Source organism: Holtiella tumoricola (genome assembly GCF_027857615.1).
GTDB classification, from domain to species: domain Bacteria; phylum Bacillota; class Clostridia; order Lachnospirales; family Cellulosilyticaceae; genus Holtiella; species Holtiella tumoricola.
Map to the genome: position 1 here is coordinate 216,083 of NZ_JAQIFT010000040.1, position 22,692 is coordinate 238,774.

At 35.5% G+C, this 22,692-nt stretch carries 15 protein-coding genes; 1 reads left to right on the forward strand and 14 read right to left on the reverse strand.

Translation table 11 applies throughout. The features are described 5' to 3' along the window. Positions 1-115 precede the first annotated feature (115 nt). The 11 genes from PBV87_RS09985 to PBV87_RS10035 all read right to left on the reverse strand — a co-directional run bounded on the left by PBV87_RS09985 (position 116) and on the right by PBV87_RS10035 (position 12,670). Positions 116-1,066, reverse strand: coding sequence for a collagen-like domain-containing protein (locus PBV87_RS09985; protein WP_271012130.1), 951 nt, complete (start codon positions 1,064-1,066; stop codon positions 116-118). Positions 1,067-1,216: 150 nt separating this feature from the next. Continuing rightward, entirely contained in the window at positions 1,217-1,954 is a 738-nt protein-coding gene (locus tag PBV87_RS09990) for a response regulator transcription factor (RefSeq protein ID WP_271012131.1), read from the reverse strand. A gap of 11 nt (positions 1,955-1,965) precedes the next feature. Further along, on the reverse strand, positions 1,966-3,672 hold the full coding sequence (locus tag PBV87_RS09995; protein WP_271012132.1) for a cache domain-containing sensor histidine kinase: 1,707 nt from the start codon (positions 3,670-3,672) through the stop codon (positions 1,966-1,968). 218 nt (positions 3,673-3,890) lie between these two features. After that, positions 3,891-6,002 carry a glycoside hydrolase family 3 C-terminal domain-containing protein gene (locus tag PBV87_RS10000; RefSeq protein ID WP_271012133.1) on the reverse strand — a complete coding sequence of 704 codons (2,112 nt, stop codon included), beginning with the start codon at positions 6,000-6,002 and terminating at the stop codon, positions 3,891-3,893. An 11-nt stretch (positions 6,003-6,013) separates the two neighbouring features. Continuing rightward, a complete protein-coding gene (locus PBV87_RS10005; protein WP_271012134.1) occupies positions 6,014-6,841 on the reverse strand; it encodes a carbohydrate ABC transporter permease in 828 nt (275 codons plus the stop codon). Further along, on the reverse strand, positions 6,842-7,723 hold the full coding sequence (locus PBV87_RS10010) for a carbohydrate ABC transporter permease (RefSeq protein ID WP_271012135.1): 882 nt from the start codon (positions 7,721-7,723) through the stop codon (positions 6,842-6,844). Positions 7,724-7,819: 96 nt separating this feature from the next. Then, a complete protein-coding gene (locus PBV87_RS10015; protein WP_271012136.1) occupies positions 7,820-9,139 on the reverse strand; it encodes an extracellular solute-binding protein in 1,320 nt (439 codons plus the stop codon). Between the two features lie 195 nt (positions 9,140-9,334). Beyond that, entirely contained in the window at positions 9,335-9,532 is a 198-nt protein-coding gene (locus PBV87_RS10020) for a GyrI-like domain-containing protein (protein WP_271012137.1), read from the reverse strand. Beyond that, positions 9,532-10,137, reverse strand: a complete 606-nt coding sequence (locus tag PBV87_RS10025; protein WP_271012138.1) for a helix-turn-helix transcriptional regulator — start codon at positions 10,135-10,137, stop codon at positions 9,532-9,534. Before PBV87_RS10025 ends, PBV87_RS10020 begins: the two co-directional genes overlap by 1 nt. 143 nt (positions 10,138-10,280) lie before the next feature. After that, positions 10,281-11,807: a protoporphyrinogen/coproporphyrinogen oxidase gene (locus PBV87_RS10030; protein ID WP_271012139.1), complete on the reverse strand. Its 1,527-nt coding sequence runs from the start codon at positions 11,805-11,807 to the stop codon at positions 10,281-10,283. A gap of 194 nt (positions 11,808-12,001) precedes the next feature. After that, complete coding sequence (locus tag PBV87_RS10035) at positions 12,002-12,670, reverse strand: YkgJ family cysteine cluster protein (protein WP_271012140.1); 669 nt, start codon at positions 12,668-12,670, stop codon at positions 12,002-12,004. Between the two features lie 280 nt (positions 12,671-12,950). On the opposite strand from PBV87_RS10035, the gene PBV87_RS10040 reads away from it, so the two are divergent. Then, positions 12,951-14,201, forward strand: coding sequence for a Gfo/Idh/MocA family protein (locus tag PBV87_RS10040; RefSeq protein WP_271012141.1), 1,251 nt, complete (start codon positions 12,951-12,953; stop codon positions 14,199-14,201). Positions 14,202-14,285: 84 nt separating this feature from the next. Here the strand turns inward: PBV87_RS10040 and PBV87_RS10045 are convergent, their stop codons facing one another. From PBV87_RS10045 to PBV87_RS10055, 3 genes are all read right to left on the reverse strand, one after another. Beyond that, positions 14,286-15,338 carry a peptidylprolyl isomerase gene (locus PBV87_RS10045; protein WP_271012142.1) on the reverse strand — a complete coding sequence of 351 codons (1,053 nt, stop codon included), beginning with the start codon at positions 15,336-15,338 and terminating at the stop codon, positions 14,286-14,288. 107 nt (positions 15,339-15,445) lie between these two features. After that, entirely contained in the window at positions 15,446-21,145 is a 5,700-nt protein-coding gene (locus PBV87_RS10050) for an S-layer homology domain-containing protein (RefSeq protein ID WP_271012143.1), read from the reverse strand. Between the two features lie 111 nt (positions 21,146-21,256). Then, a complete protein-coding gene (locus tag PBV87_RS10055) occupies positions 21,257-22,639 on the reverse strand; it encodes an extracellular solute-binding protein (RefSeq protein WP_271012144.1) in 1,383 nt (460 codons plus the stop codon). Positions 22,640-22,692: the final 53 nt, after the last annotated feature.

Genomic DNA, 22,692 nt, shown 5'->3' on the forward strand with positions numbered 1-22,692 from the left:
GCATAGTATATACAGGATTTTTTATGAATCAACCTTCTTTAAAAGGTTTCTTATCTATCATAAAACTAAAATAGGACATATATAGTCCTATTTTACACATTTTATATTTATTTAATTATACCGTTGCAAAAGGTCTAATGAATATACTTCCAATATAGCTTATAGGTGTAGTTAAAGAAGTAGCCATTTTTAGCTGCACACGACTATCTGTTGTTGCAATAACATAAAAACATGATGAAACTGAACAAATAGAATTATTAGAGGTCTCATAACTTGCTGCTGACGTAGGAAACATAATTTGAAGTATACCATTAATATAAGGTGTTATCTGAAAATGATTACTTTGATTAGATATACTTCCTTGAAGTGTATAGCATACCTCATAAACATAACCTGCTTTAACTGTTATAGTTGATCGATCGGCAGACAATGCTGTCAACCCTCCTACATCATAATTTTTAATAAAAGTAATAAAATGATTAGAAGTTACTGCATCCGTAGTAATATATTGTGAGTATGCATTAAAAAATCCTCCTGTCACTCCTTGAGGGCCAGTGGGACCAGTGGGTCCTGTAGCTCCCGTTATTCCTTCTAACCCTTGAGAACCAGTGGGTCCAGTGGCTCCCGTTATTCCTGCTAACCCTTGAGAACCAGTGGGTCCAGTGGCTCCTGTGCCTCCCGTTATTCCTGCTAACCCTTGGGGACCGGTAGCTCCTGTGCCTCCCGTTATTCCTGCTAACCCTTGAGGACCAGTGGCTCCTGTAGCTCCCGTTATCCCTGGTAACCCTTGAGAACCAGTAGGTCCAGTGGCTCCTGATATTCCTGGTAACCCTTGAGAACCAGTAGGTCCAGTGGCTCCTGATATTCCTGGTAACCCTTGAGGACCTGTAGCTCCAGTAACTCCTGGTAATCCTTCAGGTCCGGTAGGACCAGTGGGACCTGTAGCTCCTGTCTCGCCCTTATTTCCTTTTAATTCAATACAACAGCCGCAACAACAATTCCATACATCATCTCTACATATACTATAATCTTTCATACATCTATTATAATAATGTTTTTTATACATAGCATATCTCCTATTGTTTAATATAATACATTATATTACTACAATAAAATTTTGTTCTGCACTTCTCCTATGTACGACATTTTTTATCTATTTAAATAATAAAATCTTCCAAAGTATTACATTTTTAGAAAGCATGTATTTACTTTATGGTTATTCTTTCATATATAACGAATAGGCCTTACCTGTATACTTTTTAAAACACTTCCCAAAATAGTTGGAATCAGGTATACCTACTTCTTTTGCTGCGCAATACATCATTACTTCACGTCTGGCTAATTGCTTAGCCTTCTCCATTCTACATTCCGTTAAGAAATCAATAAAACTATCGCCAACTTCTGCTTTAAATATTCTACTTAAATAGCTTGGATTAAATCCAAAATGCATGGCAGTTGAGGTTAGATTCAAATCTGGATCCATATAATGTGCTAATATGTATTGTTTGATTTGATGAATGACTTCATGGCCTATACATTCATCTTTTACGTCTTCGTCCATCATTTTTTCTTCAACTTCATGATCTAGTTCACTCTTGATTTTCTCTAATACGGTTTGTATATCCGTTTGGGCAACAGGTTTTAGAAGATAGTCCTTAACACCAATTCGAATACACTCTCTTGCATATTTAAATTCATCAAAGGCTGTTAATATAATAATCTTTAGCTTGGGATAACGTTCAATTGCTAACTTAGCAAATTCAATGCCATTCATAAAAGGCATTCTAATATCTACAAAAACAATATGAGGTTTTAGATCATCAATAATATTAATAGCCTCTACACCACTTGCAGCTTCTCCTACCACCTCAACATCTAAGTTCGTCCAGCTAATTTTAATTTTGAGTAAGTTTCTAATGGATGTTTCATCATCTATAATCATGATTTTATACATGAACTTTCCCCCTAGATAACTGGTATGATAATTTCTATTTCTGTAAAAACACCTACTTCACTTCTAACCTTAAAGACATCTTCTTTACTGTAATAATAACGAATTCTTTCAATAGTACCTTTGAGACCAAAGCTTTTATGCTCTTTAGAATTCATAATGGTATGTAGTTGCTCCACATCTATGCCAATTCCACTATCATAAACTTTGATATGAATCTGACCTTCTAACTTCTCAACTGTAATTTTAATAAGTCCTTTCTCCCCTTTAGGTCTTAATCCATGATACAGACTATTTTCCACCAAGGGCTGTAGAATTAACTTAGGTATTTTAACATCTAATAGATCGTCTTGAATATTATATTCATCTTCAAAAACCTCTTCATAACGTAACTTTTGAAGACTTAAGTAGTCTTTAATAATTTCAATTTCACCTTTAATCGTTATTTCTCTACTTCCTTTGCTTAAAAACTTTCTATAAAAGCTTCCTAATGTTTCTAAAGCCTGGTAAACATGGATTGCATCATTTTCAAGTGCGAGATAAGCAATGGTATCTAACGTATTGTATAGAAAATGAGGTTTAATTTGTTCTTGCAATACTTCTAGTTCTGCTTTTTGGATAAACTTCTCTTTGTTAATAAGCTGAGTGATCAAGTCATTCATTTCCTTAATCATTCCATTATAGCTTTCTTTTAAATCCCCTATTTCATCATTGGCAACTGACAAAGATACTTTTTGAACCTTTCCTTGTTTAAAGCTTTTCATCGTTGCAACCAATTTTTCTATAGGATTGGTAATAAATATAGATATAAAAACACCTATCATACTCATTGCTATTAACGTAAGTATTAAAATACTCCCAATAATCCAACCTGCTTCTTTGGAAATCATCTTACTAATTCCTATCTTTTCAACTGCAATAAGTGTAATAGGCATATTCTCTATTGGGTATAACCCTGTAACATTTTCATTTACTATAAATCCTTCTTTGTATTGAACATAGTACTTCTGCTCTAGTGCCAAATCTCCAATTTGTTCTATACTTAAGTTGCCACAAAAAAGCTTATTACCATAAGCATAGCCAAAGCTTTTATTCCCGCCTATCATGTCTTTATATGTACTTGTAAAAATGCTTTTAGACACATTAATAATGAGCATCCCTTTAGGTTGTTGTGTTTCGATATCATTCATTAAACGAATAAAGGATATTACCTGCTCTTTTCCACTAAATGCCCCTTCTCCGTCTAGACGTATCCTATAACCACCTGCAGCTTGAACAATTTCATCATACCATTGGTGTTCTTGTATTCTTGCCGAATCTAACTTAACCGTATTACGGCTTACGTTAATATAGCCCCCTTCTTTATTGAAGACATAGATAGAATTAATATGGTTAAAAGTATTCATTAAATCAAACAAAGCGCTTTTAGCTTCTTGTGCATGACGCACGCCCTCTTTATAGCCATTATCTAAGTATTTATTAATGATACTATCTGTAAGAATTAACTTGCTGACATTATTAATCGTCACAAATTCTGTCTCCAGATTATTCCCAACAGCGGTCATGGTATTCAAATTATTTTCGAAGGCATATTGTACCATATTGCGTTTTAAAACGAAGGCATAGACCATAAAAAATATAATCATATAACTCATAATAATAAAAAGAAATAAGTACTTGATTTTTTGCTTAAGTTTTAAGTCTAAAAAGCGTTTGAACAACCTTTTGCCTCCTTTTATGTCCCTTACCCTTTTCTTATTGCATGATAAGTATATTTTAACATAATTTAACTTTAAATTTTATATTTTTTATAATATTTATACATATATATTCTATACAAATGTATCAATATCTCTAATAACGTATTCCATTTCATCACTTAAGCTTATAAAAAGAGGCTAGAAAAATGTTCTATCCATTTTATCTAGCCTCTTAGGGTTTATTTAAATATTACATTTACTTGTACGGGTTTCATCTTTGTAAGTTCTTCACTTCTAGTATCCGGTTGACTTGTTCCAACAAAAAGGCTAAAAGTAGATGAATCATAACGTCTTTCACCTTTTGCATCAACTATTGTAAAAGCATTCCATGGAATGGTTAACTTTACTTCTTCCTTTGCTCTTCCTTTAAGCGCTACACGTTTAAACGCACAGAGGCTTGTATTAAACACAGCATATTGAGAGGTCTCATTTTTGACATAGACTTGTAAAACCTCTTCTGTATCATATAAGCTATCATTAAAAAGTTTAACGAGAAGTTCTACATCGTGTCCAACCTCTAACGGACTCATAATTTGGGCCTCTTCACAGAACACTTTACCATAGGATAGGCCATAGCCAAATGGATATAAAGGTTGGTCTTTCATATAACGATAAGTTCTACCTTCCATAGCATAATCTGTAAATGCAGGAAGCTGGTCTGATGATTGATAGAATGTAACAGGAAGCTTACCTGATGGAGAAGTTTTGCCAAACAAAATATCTGCAACAGCTTTACCACCTCTTGCACCTGGATACCACACCTGCAAAATGCCCTTGCAATGGGCCTGGGCATAGCTTAAGTTCATTGCACTTCCTGTCATCATACATAAAATTACAGGTTTGCCTATTGCAACAACCCTTTCAAGAAGCTTCTTTTGAACTTGTGGAAGTTCTAAATCCTTTTTATCACCTGAACCCACTTCATTACCTTGGTCAAACTCCTCACCCTCCAGTGTCTCATCTAATCCAAGACATAAAATGACTACATCACTATGCTCTGCCACACTTAGTGCTTCACATATTCTATCATGTTCCATGGCTAAACCTTCTGTTTGCCTTTTTATGAGCTCACAACCTTTGGCAAATAAAACTCGTACTTCATCACCTACTTCATCTTGAATTCCCTCTAATAGGGTAATATATCTAGAGGACGTGCCGTAGTAATTCCCTTTTAACGCTAGACGACTATTGGCATTAGGTCCTATTACACCAATGGTTTTAAGCTGTTTTTTATTAAGAGGAAGGATGTTCTCATTCTTAAGAAGTACCACACTTTTTCTAGCAGCTTCTACTGCTAGATCAATATGTTCTTGGCATTCTACCTTGTCAAATGAAATCGTATCATATTCACAGTCTTCAAATAAACCTAGCTTAAATCGTGTTGTAAAAAGTCTCTCAGCTGCTTTTGTAATCTGTTCTTCTGGAATAAGCCCATTTTGATTTGCCATCATCACGTGCAAATAAGTATTCCCGCAATTGAGATCACAGCCAGCATCCATTGCTAAAGCTGCCGATTCTTCTGGTGTAGATGTGACATGATGGTGCATATGGAAATCTTTTATGGCCCAGCAATCTGATACAAAATGCCCATTAAACTGCCACTGTCCCCTTAAAATATCTTGAATGAGGAAATAACTTCCACAGCAAGGTTCTCCATTGGTTCTATTATAAGCACCCATGACACTTTCTACTTGCCCTTCCTTGACACAAGCTTCAAATGCTGGCAAATAGGTTTCCCATAAATCTTTTGGACTTACCTGTGCATCAAACTCATGCCTCAAATCCTCTGGACCACTATGAACAGCAAAATGTTTTGCACAAGCTGCCACTTTCATATGCTCTCCATGACCTTGAAGCCCTTTAATAAAAGCTACCCCTAGCCGACTTGTAAGGTATGGATCTTCTCCATAGGTTTCATGGCCCCGCCCCCATCTTGGATCTCTAAAAATATTAATATTAGGTGACCAAAAAGTCAGCCCCTTATAAATATCACGATCACCATGACGTGCACTTTCGTTATATTTTGCCCGTCCCTCTTCGGCAATAGCACTTGCTACTTGCTCTAAAAATTGTTCATCAAACATTGCTGCAAGCCCTATAGCTTGTGGAAAGCTCGTTGCTGTTCCTGCTCTAGCTACTCCATGTAATGCTTCATTCCACCAGTTATAAGCTGGTATATTAAGCCTTGGTATTGCTGGAGCATTATACGTAAGCTGGCTTGCCTTTTCTTCTAAAGTCATTTGTGAAACTAATTGAACCGCCTTTTCCTTGCATACTACATCATTAAACATATGTAATCCCCCTATCCTTTGACTGCGCCTACAAGTAAGCTTTCTTGAATTTTTTTATTCATAAAACAATAAACAATTAATGTTGGGAAAGTTGCAATGACAAGTGCTGCACCTATTGGCCCCCAATCTGTTGTATAGGCACCACATAAGGTCTGTATCCCAACTGACAATGTTCTATATTTAGAACTACTAATAAAAATAACAGCAAACATAAGCTCGTTCCAAGCTTGCAAGAAAACAAAAATACCAATAGTTGAAAGCGCTGGCTTCATAAGTGGTAAAATAATTCTAAAAAAGATGCCATATACACTACATCCATCAATACAAGCTGATTCTTCTAACTCTCTGGGAATGCTCTGCATAAAACTTCCACTAATCAGGATTGCCATGGACAAAGCAAAAGCCGAGTACGGCAAAATCAATGCTTGATAAGAATCTAGCATTTTCAAATTACGTAGAATAATAAATACAGGAAGTATGGCCGCATGGATAGAAACTGTAAGCCCTAGCATAAAAACCATGTTCATTACTTTTTGGCCTCTCCAAATCATTCTTGTTAATGCATAAGTTGCCATTAAGGCTAACATAGTTGTAAGTAAAATGGTTCCACCTGTTACAATCACACTATTAAAAAAATAACGTCCCATGTTACCTGTTGTTAATGCTTCGCTATAGTTAGACCAAAGCCAATTTCTAGGTAATCCTATTATATTTTGCCCAAAGATTTCTGAGTTATCTTTTAGTGAGAAAGTAAACATCCAATAGAGAGGAAAAAGTTGAATTGCAGCCCATACTATAAGAATAACAAAAACTATTTTTTTTCCTAGACTTGACTTCATTTATTCCACCTCCGTCTTAAATGTTTTCTTTATTAAAATAGAAAAGAAGAAACATAAGAAGATAATACAAAGAGCAATGGCACTTCCTACACCATAGCGATTACGCCCAAAAATCATAGAGACCATCAAAGTACTTGGTACCTCACTGGCATGGGCTGGACCTCCATTGGTTAGCACATAAATCAAGTCAAAAGCCTTTAACGAGCCTGTTACTGCAAAAATAACACATACTTGGATGATAGGCTTGATAAGTGGGATGATAATATATTTACATGTTTGCCAGTAAGATGCACCATCTATAACAGCTGCTTCTCTTACATCATTTGAAATAGACTTAATACCAGCATAGAGTAGAAGCATGTGATACCCTACGTATTGCCACAATATAGGTACAAAAACAGCCAGTAATGCGGTCTTCGGATCACCTAACCATACACGCGTCAGGTGATTTAATCCTAAAGCATTTAATCCACTATTAATAATACCGTAGTCAGGGTTATAAATCTTCGCCCATAACTGCCCAATAACAACGGTTGAGATTAATACGGGAATAAAGAAAACCGTTACAAAAAACCTTTCTCCTTTAATACCTCTTGCAAGGGCAAGGGCTAAAAACAATGAAAGTGGTAACTGAATAAAAACAGATAACACTGCCAAAATACATACATTTGAAAGGGCTTTAGGAAAGGCAATAGACTTGCTTGTAAAAAGGGTTATATAGTTTTCTAAGCCTACAAAATTTCCTGTTGTAATACCATCCCAGTTTAATAAACTATAGTATGCTGACATAAAAATAGGAATAATAATAATCATAAAAAAGAGTATTGCTGCTGGTGCTATGAATATAAAAATGGCTAACTTATTACGCATCACTTTATCCATGTATGACTTCCCCCTTAGTTAAAATGGCTCTCTCTATTTTCTTCTATTGCTAAAAAGGTACTTCTATAGGACTAGAAGTACCTTTTTATACCTTGTTTATTCACCTAATTGAATCGCCATACTTTCTACAAATTCTTGTGGTGAAATGTTCCCCATATACAATTCTTGTAAGAGTGCAAGGTATTCTCCAGCATCTTCAGCTGCCATTAATGTGTCAAACCATAATGTGAAAGAGGTTGCTTCACCTGCAAACTCTGCAATTTTCTGTGTAATAGGATTTACGCCACTATCATCATAATCTACTTCCCAAGCAGCTATACCCGCACCATCTAAATAAGCATATTTAGAAATACTTCTACAAAGTTCAAATACTGCATTACCTGCAATATCAGGATATTTTGTAGACTGAGCTACCATTAAAGTATCTGCTGCCCCACCCATAAAGTCCGTAATTTTAGCATTATTGCTATTGATTACTGGAACAGGTGCAACACTAAAGTCTTCTGGATTCTGAGCATCTGTCAAAATAGAACCTCCCATCCAACTTCCTGTAATGTACATAGGAACTGTACCGTTGTAAAATTGTGCACTTGCTTCATCGTTTGAAACACCTGTCGCACCATTTAGAAAAGCACCCATATCTACTAACTCTTTAAGCTTTGTTGCTGAAGCCAAGAAATCTGGATCATTATAGCTTACCCCTTGCTTAGTAATTGCTTGTTTTGTCTTTTCAGGACCAGCTGATTTTAGAGTAAGTGCATCATGACACATAGCAAGTACCCATGTATCTTTTACACTTACACCAAATGGTGTAATACCATCACTTAAGAAGGTTTGGCAAACATTAGCAAGTTCATCCCAAGTCGTTGGTGGCGTAAGTCCACGTTCATCAAACATTTTCTTATTATAGAATAATGCAGATACAGGTGTGGTAAAAGTTGAACCGTATAGTTTATCGTTATATGTAGCATTCGTTAGTGCTGCTATAGGAAGTTGAGCTTTGTATTCATCTGTAAAGTAGCTATCTAATTCTAAGACTTTACCTGAAGCGATAAATGGTTCAGAAAATCCTCCCCCCCATGTGAAAAAGATATCTGGAAGTTCATTGGCGGCTACGGCTGATTTGATCTTGGTCTTATAAGATTCATTTTCAAAAGTTTCATGTACAATCTTAACCTCTGGATGGGCTGCCTCATAATCAGCAATTGCTTTTGTATAGGCTGGATTAAAGGCATCACTTTCTGTTGCAATACTCCACATGGTTAAAGTCACTTGGCCATTCCCTTTTTGACTCTCTTGTGTGCTAGAAGGTGTTTCACTAGGTGCAGGCGTGTTACTTTGGCTACATCCTACCATGGTTGCCATCATAGGCACTGTTAATAATAATGGAAGTAATTTGTGTAAAACCTTTTTCATAACATTTCCCCCTTGTTCTCTCTTTTTATAGTTTCATTATAAGAAATAGACCTACTACTTTTGAAGGGATATTTTTTACTTGAAGAGGTAATATTTTTACATATGCATCCTCTGCCATAGTTTAATAGATTTATCGACATATATTAAAAATCGATGTATTTATACGTTTAAATAAATACATCGATCCTATAAGTATTACTTAACAGGTATCCAAATTTCACAAGCATACCCCTCATCAACTTCAAAATACACTTCTAACTGTGGTTGATCTACAATTTCATATTCTTCTCTCGGAATCCAGCTTGTATAAATCTGCTTCCATATTTGAAGTATAGACTGAGGCATCTCACCCGGGCAAGGAAAAATAGCCCATTTATGAGGTGGAATAATCACTACTGTATCCTTTGATGGCTGTGTACATTTTCCTTAATAGTATATCCCTCTCCTGTAGAAACACCAACTAAAGTTTCAAATTGTGAAAATCCGCAGCACCTATCTAAGTATCCATCTGTTTCAGACTTTGCCCACAGATAACCTGTAGCATTTGGGTCATCACTTGGAACACTACTGGTTATTCCATTTAAAAAGATGTATGTCTTCTCTTGAATAGTATAAGTAAGTGGACGCTCTTGTGTCAGTATAAGCTTTACTTGCAAAGGGTAAAATACTTTTAATTTTTCACCTCTACTTTCACTTGGTGTCACACCATGAAAACGTTTAAATGCTTTAGAAAAAGCTTCTGCTGACTCATAACCAACATTAAGAGCAACCTCAGATACAGATATTTCTAAACCTTGTAACTGCTCTCCAGCTACACATAGACGGCGATTACGAATATATTCTGATAGAGTGAAGCCTGTCAATATCTGAAATGCCCTTGTAAAATGGGATTCACTCACATGGACATGTTTGGCAACAAGTTGAGAGGATAGCTCACTGTTTGCCAACTCCATTTCTATAAAACTCATTGCTTTTTGTATAATTTCTATCCAGTTCATTCGTCCTCCTATCAACAAAATCTACTGTTATTTTATCATGTAGCTTTAAGTTAATCGTTCCACAAAATAAAATTTTCATTCAAAAATAGAGAGCTTCTAGCTCTCTATTAAGATTTCAATATTCAAATAGGTTTTTGGATATCTTAATAGCTATCCATGATACGCTCTGCAGCTAAATAACCTGATTCTACAGCACCTTCAAAAGTTGGATAAACTAAGTAATCTCCTGCTAAAATAAGAGATCCATAATTCAGTTCATCTAATCTTAGCAATCTTTTATATGCCCCTTCAGACATAATTGGATATGCATATGGGAAGCGTTCAATATCGTATCCTGTAACCTTACTACTTGCAGCGTTAAAAACTTTATCTAAATCATTATAGACATTTTTTATTAATTCTTTATCACTCATAGTATCTAATGAATGATCTACACCTGTTTTAGGTGCAACATATACAGAAATAATATAGTCCTCTAACTCTGTTTTTTTATCATCATAAAATCTTTCTACCCATGTAGAATCATAAATATCCGTAAAGAAATATCCATCTGGTACTGCTAGATCAAATGCTTTATCAAATATTGGTGTTTCTGAGAATAGTGCAACCGTTGCATAAGATGCATATTTAATATTTTTCATAATATTCGTCTTTTCTCTAGAAATCACAGTAGGTGCTATTTTAAGTGCTTCAGGAGCTGGTACTGCTAATACAACGTTATCAGCAAGTATAATCGATTCTTTACCATCATTTCCTACATATGTCACAACGTACTCTCTACCTTTTTTAGTAATACTTTTAACATTACTACTTAATTTGATTTTATCTTCTAATACCTCACCTAATTTATCTGTGAGCTCTGTCAATCCTTTGACAAATGAGTAGGATCCTGAACTTTCTTCTTTTGCCTCTGCATACTCTTCTTCAATATCCTCTTCATCAAAATCTTCGTAATCTACATACCCTTCATTAAAGCCTTCATCCTCATAGTCATAGGCTGCTTCAGGAATAAAACTTAATGCAGAGATTTCGTCAAGGGTTGCACCAAATAATCCTTTTGAAGTTACGTTATATTTTTTTATAAATACTGCTGGAATATTATTGTTACGAAGCCAACGACTTGCACTCATATTATCTAGTTTTTTTGCTCTAAATGTATAATCAAAATCTGGAACTTCATCATAATCTTCATAGGCATCTAATATAAGATCTGTAAACGTTTCATAGGCATCATAGTCACTATTACTCACCAAATACCTTTTTATACCATCACTTCCATAATAGAAGTTTTTGCCATCAAAATACCCATCCATTGGTGAAGGAATTTCTTTGGGTTCTAATCCAAGTTCATCTATCATCTCCATTAAGGCACTTTCTGGTGTTCCTAAATATTCTGTACCTTTAGCATATGTAAAAGATTCATGAACACCCGAGATCGTTCTTCCACCAATTGTACTTTTTCTTTCAAGAATAACGAAATCTTCATCTTCTAAAAAATAACCACAAGTTAAACCTGCAATACCGCCCCCCACTATAACTGTATCATGACGCTCCATTTGTATCGCTTGTTTAGCTTCTATCTCATTAGATTTTAGGCTTGTCAAACCTATACTAATCAAGGTACTAATCCCTAGTAGTACCCCTACCATTCTACCTTTCGAATGAATCATTGTTTTACAACCTCCCTTTTTGCTGTTTTCATAACTATACTATCATGTATCCTTGACTTTCTCCTGTCTTTATCCATCCTAATTTGTCGGTCTATATTATTGGAAAGCCTTTTTAATCTCCTTATGCAAAAAGATCCCACTATTGGCACACTTCGCTGTACACCAATAGCGGGACTTCTCATTCTTTATTTTGTTTATAAAATGCCTAGTCGTTCTTTTGCTTCAGGTAATACTCTGAAAAATGCAGTGTAGAAGTCTTCACCTTCTTTTACTTCTATGCGATAAAATGTATCCAGTACATACTGATTAATCTCTTCTAACTCTGCTTCATCATAGACAAATTTCAATCTAAAGTTAAGTGCTTTTAATAACTTGTACCACGTTAAAATGAATGTCTTGTTTTCGTTATAATTCACAATTCCAATCCATTCACTTACTTTAATTTCTTCTAAGTTAGGCATGACACATGTCCCTACTTGTAAGAAGTATTTAAAATCATCATTTTCATAAACTCTTCCTAATGGGAATAGTCTACAGATGTTTGGACGTTGTCCATGTATACTACATCTGCCTTCTCCATTTAAAAAGCTACATTGCTGGGTTTCTCCTACCATCTTGAGATAAGGGAGCATCAATTTATTATTTTTTTGAAGCGCTAATTTATCCCCTAGTAATGCATCAAAGGATACATTGAGGTGACTTACTATTTCATAAGCATCAAATGGGGTAAGTTCAACTAAGTCTCCTACTTGATGACAACAGGTATAGCACCCATTACATCCACATGTATCGGCTTTTACATAGTCATCTATATCATAGAGTTTACCGTCTGAAATACCTTCTAACGTCTTTAATGTTCTCATATTCTTCCCTTTCTTGTATGCTGCCTTATCATTTTTATATTGTGTTTTGCATACGTTCTATCATTGATCAGTTCTTATCACTTTCTACATTATAATACAAAAGCCAATGGTATTTCTACAGTTTTTATATAAGTGCGGAATTACCTACTCCATTTGTCTAATAGGTGTCTAATTTTATATGTTTAGGGTCTAAAAAAGCATTTTAAAAAAGCGTAGATATTATAAAATAGGGTTAACAAAAACTTTTGTAATAATCTATACACCTTAGGAGGATTATCCAATGAAACAAATTACAGCAATTGTAGTGGGGGCTGGACCTCGCTGTACGCTTGCCTATACTTCTTATGCTTTACAAAATGCTAGTGAAATTAAAATCGTAGGTGTTGCCGAACCTCTAGAAGATCGTCGTAAAACCCTTCAAAAATTACATAATATTCCTGATGAAAATTGTTTTACATCTTGGGAAGAACTCTTGGAAAAACCTAAATTTGCAGATGTTGCTTTCATTTGTACCCAAGACAAACTCCACTTTGCACCAGCTATGGAAGCTTTAGAACGCGGCTATCATCTTCTACTTGAAAAACCTATCTCACCAGTGGCTGAAGAATGCATTCAAATTAGAGATAAGGCAAAAGAAAAAGACTTAAACGTGGTTGTATGCCATGTTTTACGCTATACTAACCTCTTTAGAACACTTAAAGAAATCGTAGATAGTGGGCGTATCGGAAAACTGATGTCGATTACTCACTGTGAAAACGTCTATCATATTCATTATTCACACAGCTATGTACGTGGTCCTTGGCAAAAAGCTTCTGAAAGTGCACCAATGATTATGGCAAAATCTTGTCATGACTTAGATATTATCCAGTGGCTTTGTGAAGATGAATGTACTGAAATTTCTTCCTTTGGTAGTTTAAGCTACTTCTGCGAAGAAAATGCACCAATTGATGCACCAAGTCGTTGTACAGATGGCTGTCCTCATGTCCATACTTGTACCTATTCAGCACCTCGTATTTATGCTAAAGATAAATTATGGGGAACGGACTATTTCTCACCCAATCCTATGACTTCTGAAGAAATTATGGAACATCTAAAAACTTCTCCTTTTGGCAAATGTGCGTTTAAAGCAGGAAATGATGTAGTCGATCATCAAGTGGTCAATCTTAACTACAAAAGTGGTTTAACAGTCTCTTTCACTATGTGTGGTTTTACAAAAGACTTTAGTCGCACCATGCGTTTGATGGGTACTCACGGAGAGATTCGTGTGCTCTTTGGTGATGAACATGTAATAGAAGTTTATGATTTCCATAGTGGACGTAAAGATGTGATTTATACAACTCAAAATCATTCTGGTCATGGCGGTGGCGATCATAATCTTATGAATGATTTCGTTAACTTTATTGCAACAGGTAAGCCATCACCTTCTATTACACCCATTGACATTTCAGTAGAAAGTCACTTACTTGCTTTAGCTGCTGAAGCGTCTCGTGTAACTGGTAAAACAATTAAAATGAAATATTTTCGTAAATAAGCTTTCATTACATGCTCTACATCTCTTTTACTTAAAATGTCCTATATAACAAGGTCTAAAACCTTAGTTATATAGGACGTTTTTTCATTGTGTAAATGGCTTTAGTATCTGAACTTGCGCTTTCACTGTTAAGGCATCTATATCATCTTGAATCCACTCTTCAATATACTTAATAGCCAAAAAATCTTTATATTCTTCAAATGGTCTTTTATCGCCTGCTTCTCTCCTATTTAAAATCCCAATATAGTAGGCACCATTATCACATATAACAGGTGTAAATGCACCTTCCGGTACTTGATTGAATGCCTCCATCAAATTCCCATACCTATTCAGATCTTGTCGCTCGTTTTCAGCCAAAAAGGAATAGGGTTCATAATTTAATACATCTGGATATAATTTTAGGAGTTCTTCTATCCCTTTTCCTTCTTCAAGTAACTTATAAACTTCATTCATAGATGAAAAGTATAATTGCTCTTTATGAGCATTAAGAGTACCATCTGCTTCAACAAATTTCATATAAATGAGATCTGTCTCTAAAGTATTCGCCTCTGTATGGATAAGCTCTGGATGACTTTGTTCATAGGCTTTAAGTATCTCATCTGTTATGTCCACTTTTTTTGACATCCTATAACGTTCTCTTAGAGCAATAAGATTATTGGCCATTAAATAGTTATAGTAATCAAACTGAGAATATTCTACTGGGCCATAAATCACTTCCTTATTGGCTACTGCTTTTTTTCTCATTTCATTTACATTAACAAGCAGTTCATTGAATGCTTCAAAACTATCATATTGCAAAAGGTCTTCAGCACTTAACAACTCTTCTATCACTGTATTTCTTACTAACGTTTCTATAACTTTCTCCTCTAGTATTTTTCTAGGTGTTGTATCCCCCACTTTTGTATTCCAAAAGTTCTCATCATAAGTTAAGCCATATCGACCTTGTACCTGACTAATTACACTAGACTTCATATTGCTAACAATAAAATTGATTTCATCTTTTTCAATAAACTGATTATTAATTTTCAAGTATGCCTCCTGTTCTTTAGTCGCCCCCATTGTCACTGTCATAAAAATAAAACCCGATAAGACAACTATAACCCCTAAAGTAACTATTTTCTTTAATCTTTTTTCCATGAGTTCACCCCTAACTTTCTTTCTGTGATAAAAGGATAAGATACTCACTTCTCCTCTTTTAACAAGTTAGTAAGTATCTTATCCTCTTTTATGTGTCTTCTAAATTTCTATTGCTGATGTAAAAAGGCTTTATAGGCCCTTACAACAACTGTTACTGCCATTTCTCTATTCGCTGTATCATGTGGCTTAAAGTTACCATTCATGCCTTGAATAAGTTCATGGTAATAAGCTGTTTGAACTGCTTCTTTTGCATATTCTGAAATATGTTCAAAATCATTGATATATTCATTACCCTTTACCTGTTCTAACTTTAATGCTCGGATTAAAATTACTGCCATTTCTTGTCTTGTAATTGGTGCATTAGGATAAGCATAACCACTATCCCCTATTAAAATGCCTTCTTCATAGGCTACTGAAAGGTAGTTTGCATACCAATCTGTACTTGTAACATCTTCAAATACATTGGTATAAGGTTGAGTTATATCAAGTCCTAGTAACGCTATGATCATCTTAACAAATTCAGCTCTTGTAATAGCTTGTTGGGGTCTAAAGTAACCCTCATCGCCATGAATCAATCCAAGTGCTGTTGCAAGATTTACTGCATGCTTTGCATAATTAGAAATCAATTCCTGATCTTTAAATACTATTATCTTTTCTTTGTCTACTTCTACTCCATCTATCGTAATGGTTTCCTTATAGTTAGGTTGCTCGGGCTCTTTTTCATGACTTACACCACCACCTGAACCACTACCAGATGAACTACCTCCAGATGATCCACCTCCATCTGTAGATAGACGTACCAGTTCTGCTATAGCCTTCTTAAGATGTTGTATGCCTTGTTCTACTTCTAACTTGGTTATCTTATTTTGTGCTAAAATTTTATTTGCTTTATCCATTGCAATTTCTAGATTTTTGTAAGATTGGGTTGTATATAAGGCTTTATTATAGCTCTTTGCTTGTACTAGTGTAGCGCTAAGAGTCTGAATCTCTTCTGGTGTAGCCTCTACTTCTTCTCTAGGAATCAATCCTTCAATCGCCTCATTTAAGTTACGTATTCCTTGTTGAACCTGTGATTTTGTAATCGCCTCTTCATTTAAAAGCCTTTCTATTTTTTCTATCATACCTTCTAATATGTTGTAAGACTCTACTGTATATAAGTCTTCATGATATGTCTTAGCTTCTTTGAGTTTATCCTCTAGTGATTTAATCTCTTCTTGGGTCGCTTCTAAGTTTCCTATTAAAACGAGTCCACTTATTCCTTGATTGATTTTTTTAATCGTTTGTTCTACATCAAACTTTGTCACCTGATTTTTCCCTAATACTTTCTGTCCTTCTCGCACTGCCACTACTAATATGTTATAGCTTTCTTCTGTATACAAGGTTGGGTCATAGGCTTGTGCCTGTATAATCTTATCTCTTATACTTTGAATCTCAGCCTCTGTGGCATAAGTATTGATTTTTTCTAATTTATCTGCGGCTGCATTTATTGTTTGTTGTGTTGCTGTTAAACTCTGGAATAGTGATACTGCATCATTATAGGCTTCTAATAAATCTGGATTAAACTTGAGTTGTTCTTTTTGGTACGTATTTACAAGGCCTATTTGCTTAATTAAAGCATCTTTATTTCTTACATCTGCTAGTATATCTGATCCATCTGCCTTATTTGAATAACTTATACGAATAACATCATTACCATGAATCATTACCTTTCTTGTATCAGGCTGACTATTGGTGCGATCGTTATTAATTGAAATGACCCATGACGTTGGTCTAATATGATTAAGCGCAATCAACTTACCATCTGCATTAAAGGCTGTATTTTGAAACGTTGAAGTTAAAAGTTCTTTAAGTGTTGCGCTCCCTAATGCTTTAAGGTCTACTGACTCTGGAATAGCTACTAGCTGTGGTTCAACAGAGTACTGCTCTCCTAGTAGACTGCATTCAATTGAAAGGTAAACACCATTTCCTTTGAGTAAAGTCTGTTTGCTTCGTAGGGTTTCAACCATTTGATCTACGACTTCTTGTGTTACATTCTCAGAAGCTTCATATAACTTTGCAAGTGCAATTAACCCCTTAAACTCATTGGCTATAGGTGTAGCAACATCTGTTAAATCCACTTGTTGTGCCTCTATAATTGCTTGGCTCAGTGCATGCTTATCAATAGAGGTCATACCATAGACTTTAAATTCACATAATACAAAGTTATTGCGATTATCATCGTCCTCTAGTACGGTGATCTTAAGGTGTGTGGCAGATAAAGGTTCGTCTAACATAATAGTTGATTCATTTAAAGCTGCCATATTCTCTACGAGCTGCTCATTATTAAAATGAATGCCATCTGTTGAAAATTCTACTTTATAGGATTTGACTCTAAATTCACTCATTCCTTTATTAATGAGTGTAGTTTGTGTAACTTGAGTCTTACTTGGAAGTTCTACGATTAGGTATGGTGCTGGTTTTCCATTAAGTGGGAAGGTATTAGTATAGCTTGGTGCATAAGCATGACTATCATCTTCAATTTGGTCAAAGGCTTTTTCTGGTGCAAACTTTAACTCACCATGTCGATTATTTGTTTCAACCTTAGCATTTCTTAAATCTAGAAGCGTACCATTATTTTTCTCTGCTAGAATAGCTTGAATATAAGTATCTTCGTTAATCTGTGTCGTAAAAGATTCTGGCCCTTTAAACGTTCCATTGATATTAAATCCAACAAGTGTATAGGCGTTATTGGTAAGGCTAGCATTGACAGTAACCTTAGAATTTCTTAACACTTTGTACGGTTTTTGTAAAACATAACCCCTTTCATCTTCTAATGTAATCTCTACATAATCTAAGTTAGAAGAAAGATCAATGCTACATAAATTACTTGTTCCATCTTGATTGCACGTATCAATAATAAATCCATCAATCACCATTTGAGGCCCTTTATTGGCTACTACAAGACGATACTTACCATACTCTAAATCCTGTTTATCATAGGCTATAAAGTAAGGTTCTGTATGATCGGATTGAGCTGAAACACTCACTCTATCCATTTCTTGCTCGTCTTGATAAAGGATGATTTCCATTTCCCCATTTAGAGGTGCTTTTTGACTAATCACTTGAATGGCTGAACCCATAAACTCAAGTTCTGCCGTGCCTTGCCCATTTTCTTGTGCTATATGAGTTGTTTTATTCATTCCCAGAAGTTCTGATAGATGTGTTTGTGGTGTCATATCTGTATATATGATTTGATGTGTTTGTCTATCATCTATAAAGTAACTTCCTTCTGGTATCTCAGGTTTTCTGATACCTTCTCCTATATAAGTCACTATCGGGTCCCATGTAATGACATCTGCACTATTATTCTCCCTACTTCCTGCAATAAAGTAGATGACATCACCTTTATTTAAGTCTAATGTAATATCGTGTGTGATGCCTTTGGTTGTATCATTTGCTTCAAGTGTTACAGGTGCAAGAATTTCTGTTCCATTACTTAATTGAATCGAAAGCTCCACACCATCTCCACCTATTTGATCTTTTCTAGCGCTACCAGAAATATTATAAACCCCTGCCTGTGGCACCAAGAAACCATAACCTATTTTGTCATGTTGTGCCAGAGGAGTCATATTGGTCGGACCATTGTTGTACATAGTATGTGGTTGATACCCTTTAACCGGTAGAGACATCTTGTCTTTTGCAATATAGGCAACTGTATCATCAACAGGAACTACTTCATCTGGATAATGGCCTTCATGTGGATTGGCACCTCCTGACTTTTTGAAAATCCATTGGGTCCCACGCCATGAAGAACTTACACCTGATACATTAGAATTGGGTGTATCAAAAACAGTTATAAGTGGTGTATTATTTTCACTAAACAATAAGTAAGACCAATGGTTCTCTCCTGAAACAATTGAGTAACCTTCTGAGAACTTCCATGACGTGCCTTCTTGAATAGCTGCTGGGGCATCATTAGAAAATTCATGTGCGCCCATGTCCGGTCTACCATTGCCTAAGCTGTTTCCGAAGAAGTCTTTTGTTGCTGGTACCACTTGATTGGTTGATAAATCTACTTCTATTCCTGCATCAATGGCTGGAGAACCTTCCATTAATTTATAACCTTTTAATTTCTCATTAACTAGACTCTCCCATGTCATTGCTCTATTATCATAGGCTGATTCTATCGTTAGTGGGTAGAGGACACCACCTGTTCCTGGTGCATAGAGCATAGGATCTACAACCATTTTATTTGGATCATTTGGAAGTTTACTTTCATCAATACCATAATACAAGTTGTTGTTATAACGATGCCCACTTCCATTGGCAAAGCTAAAATTGGTCCCATCATTATAGAAGATATTATTATTAAATTCAGCGCTATCTCCTGTACTACGTGTCATTTCCGTATTATTTCCTGGTCCTGCATAAAATGTATTGTTATAAATTTTAAAGTTTGTTGCCCCTGCAAAATGGATAACTTTACTTAAATCATTTTGGCTAATATTATAACGTATTACACCATTTCTATTGTCTCCACCACCCCATTGACAAAGAAGCATAAATCCACCTTCATTGTCATGGCTATAGTTGTATTGATAAATGGTTCTATTACAACCGCCATCTGCATCATAAGCTTGGCCATCAGTATCTTGTCTTGTTAAATACGCTTCATTGTACTGTAGTAATGTATCGTCACTATTAATATTCCAAATGGCAGCACATGGTGCTGGGCACTTTAGATGGCTATCTTTGACAACATTATACTGAATCACTGTACCAATCCCTGTACTTACAACAATGCCATCTCCACCAATTTGGTCTAAACTATTGTTTTCAATAACAATATTAGGACTACCAATCCAAGGACCTATGCCAGCACCTATAGCCCCTCTATTTTGATTATCATTACGGAAAAATATCCCGCCGTAATCTACATTGTGAATGGTATTGTTTCTAATATATACCCCATCAAAGTTATAAGGACCTTGTTTCGTACTACGAATAATGATGCCACCTTCATTATTAAACCTATGGTGATAATGGGCATTAATATCTCTTACAAAACAATCCTGAACAGTGATATTTCTCATGGTATTGCCTTCTATGCCATGATTTTCTATATAGATCCCACGAAGAACTCTCGTGTGGTTTTGGTTATCTACTGCCTCTGGATGTTGGTTGGTTACTTCTAAATCTTCTACGATAATGTGATTCATATTTTTAATATGAATGGTAAAGTTAACTTTTCCTAGTCCATTAAATAGAGGCCTTTCATTATAACTTTCTGTACCATATTTACCAATAATGATTGGATTTTGCTCTGTACCACTTCCTTTTGGTTTTAAAAAGGCAGTGGCTACGCCTTCTTCATTTTGCCATTGTGGCCATCCACCATTTATTTCAGGTGCATATCCTTCATTACTTGGCGCCCACACATCCCCCGCTTTAAATAGTATCTGATCTCCAGGTAGAAATACCTGTTCATTGACTTTCTCTACTGTAGCCCATGGCGTCTGCGGTGTTGTTCCATCGTTATTATCATCTCCAGCATTACTCACATAGTAAGTTGTACCTCCCATCATGAGTTGCAAAGCTCCTGATGTGGTGAGTTGTATAGATCCTGGTGTTGTAATCTCTATAGCACCTGGCGTTGTTGTTGACTGACCTGAATACAATTGTATCATTTCTTGTTGAACATCTTGATCGTTAACAACACTCAATGCTGATACCTCCATCACACCTGTAAATAGTGTCATAAAAAACATACATAACGAAAGATAACAAGCTAAAGCTTTTCTTGCAAACCTTGTATTTGCTCTGTTCATCATTTCCTCCCTGTAATGAGTCGTTTGTAATGACTAAATCTTCCTATTTATAAAAAGAGAAACCCTACAGTCTAGAGTGTTATCATTTCTGTAGGATTTCTCTTTGGTCTTTTATTCAGATACTTTATTTAATTTATTAAATTCATCTAGTTTTTCTTTTGTTGCAAGATCTTGTGCTGCCTTAAACTCTGCTTCTATGTCCATATTAGGATCAATAAATAGCTTTTGTACAACACGGTCTACATAGCCACCAAATTCTGGTTTACCATAGAATTCTAATCTTCCTTTTGCTTTAGCTTCTTCTAAGATTGCAATATATTCTTCTGGTAAGTCATAGAACTGTCCAACGTTCATATCATCACGTGCAATAATAAGTAAATCTGTAGCGCCTTTACTTGCCATCTCATCAAAATAGAACTCAATAGCTTCTTGGCCTGTAATAAAAGTAATATATTTAAAGGCTGCATTTTTTACGTTGTCCGTTAAGCCAGCTCTAATACCAAATGAGCTACCACCAATGGCACTGTCTTGTTTGCCACCTGGGCCTGCTGGACTTACCATAATCCCAATATCATCTGGATCCATTCCTGCATTTACAAAACGAGAAATCCAGTCACCACCACAAGGCATCATAGCAATTCTACCTTGAGCAAATTGGTCAATGAGATCATTGAATTTAAGGGTAAGATCACTTTGAAGTACACCTTCTGCTTTAAGTTTTTGATAGTATTTTGCAGCTTCAATAGCAGCTGGGTCTGTAAAAGTAAGTTCGATTGTTCCATCACTATTTTCTTTGGTTAAATCACCACCTGCTTGCCATACATAGTATTGGAAGAACCATTCAGTCCACTCAGCAGTTAAAGTAGAATAACCTATGATTTGCTTGCTTGGGTCATTGACCTTTTTCGCAATATCTAATGCTTGATCCCAATCTTTTGGTAATTCTGTAATACCATTTTCCTCAAAAATAGCTTTGTTATAAGCAAATAACATAGGAATAACAAGGTAAGGTACACCATATGTATTGCCATCTCTTGTTAGGATATCAACGTAAGACTGATTAAACTGTGGCCATTCCCCCCAGCTTTCTAACATAGGATTAAGTGGTTCTAAGATGCCATTTGCCGCAAATTTCATCAAATTCATAAATTCCGCTTGTACTAAATCTGGCGCATTCCCCATTGCAACGGATTGCATAAATTCATGCTGTGGATCACCTTCTTTAATAACAACCTTTACATTGACATCTGGATTTTCTTCCATAAATAATTTATCTAGATCACGATACACTTCATTTTGTTGGCTTGTTCTCCAGATAGTAATCTCAGCTTTTTCAGTTGTTTCATTAGCATTTGTATCTGGTGTATCGGTAGATTCATTGGTTTTGGAAGTTACATCTGTTGATGGCGTAGGTACTTTCTCCCCACTTGCACACCCAACTAAACTGGATGCTAACATGACACCTGATAACATAAGTGATACCATTTTTTTCATATTTATCCCCTCGCTTCTCTTTATTTATTATGATCTACACACTGAGTGCATGT

What these genes read in the sequence shown, in the direction of transcription:
- PBV87_RS10040 (WP_271012141.1), top strand. Translation starts at nt 12,951, where the DNA reads ATGAAACAAATTACAGCAATTGTAGTGGGGGCTGGACCTCGCTGTACG.
- PBV87_RS10010 (WP_271012135.1), bottom strand. Translation starts at nt 7,723, where the DNA reads ATGGATAAAGTGATGCGTAATAAGTTAGCCATTTTTATATTCATAGCA.
- PBV87_RS10045 (WP_271012142.1), bottom strand. Translation starts at nt 15,338, where the DNA reads ATGGAAAAAAGATTAAAGAAAATAGTTACTTTAGGGGTTATAGTTGTC.
- PBV87_RS09985 (WP_271012130.1), bottom strand. Translation starts at nt 1,066, where the DNA reads ATGTATAAAAAACATTATTATAATAGATGTATGAAAGATTATAGTATA.
- PBV87_RS10055 (WP_271012144.1), bottom strand. Translation starts at nt 22,639, where the DNA reads ATGAAAAAAATGGTATCACTTATGTTATCAGGTGTCATGTTAGCATCC.
- PBV87_RS10050 (WP_271012143.1), bottom strand. Translation starts at nt 21,145, where the DNA reads ATGAACAGAGCAAATACAAGGTTTGCAAGAAAAGCTTTAGCTTGTTAT.
- PBV87_RS10035 (WP_271012140.1), bottom strand. Translation starts at nt 12,670, where the DNA reads ATGAGAACATTAAAGACGTTAGAAGGTATTTCAGACGGTAAACTCTAT.
- PBV87_RS09990 (WP_271012131.1), bottom strand. Translation starts at nt 1,954, where the DNA reads ATGTATAAAATCATGATTATAGATGATGAAACATCCATTAGAAACTTA.
- PBV87_RS10030 (WP_271012139.1), bottom strand. Translation starts at nt 11,807, where the DNA reads ATGATTCATTCGAAAGGTAGAATGGTAGGGGTACTACTAGGGATTAGT.
- PBV87_RS10015 (WP_271012136.1), bottom strand. Translation starts at nt 9,139, where the DNA reads ATGAAAAAGGTTTTACACAAATTACTTCCATTATTATTAACAGTGCCT.
- PBV87_RS10025 (WP_271012138.1), bottom strand. Translation starts at nt 10,137, where the DNA reads ATGAACTGGATAGAAATTATACAAAAAGCAATGAGTTTTATAGAAATG.
- PBV87_RS10005 (WP_271012134.1), bottom strand. Translation starts at nt 6,841, where the DNA reads ATGAAGTCAAGTCTAGGAAAAAAAATAGTTTTTGTTATTCTTATAGTA.
- PBV87_RS10000 (WP_271012133.1), bottom strand. Translation starts at nt 6,002, where the DNA reads ATGTTTAATGATGTAGTATGCAAGGAAAAGGCGGTTCAATTAGTTTCA.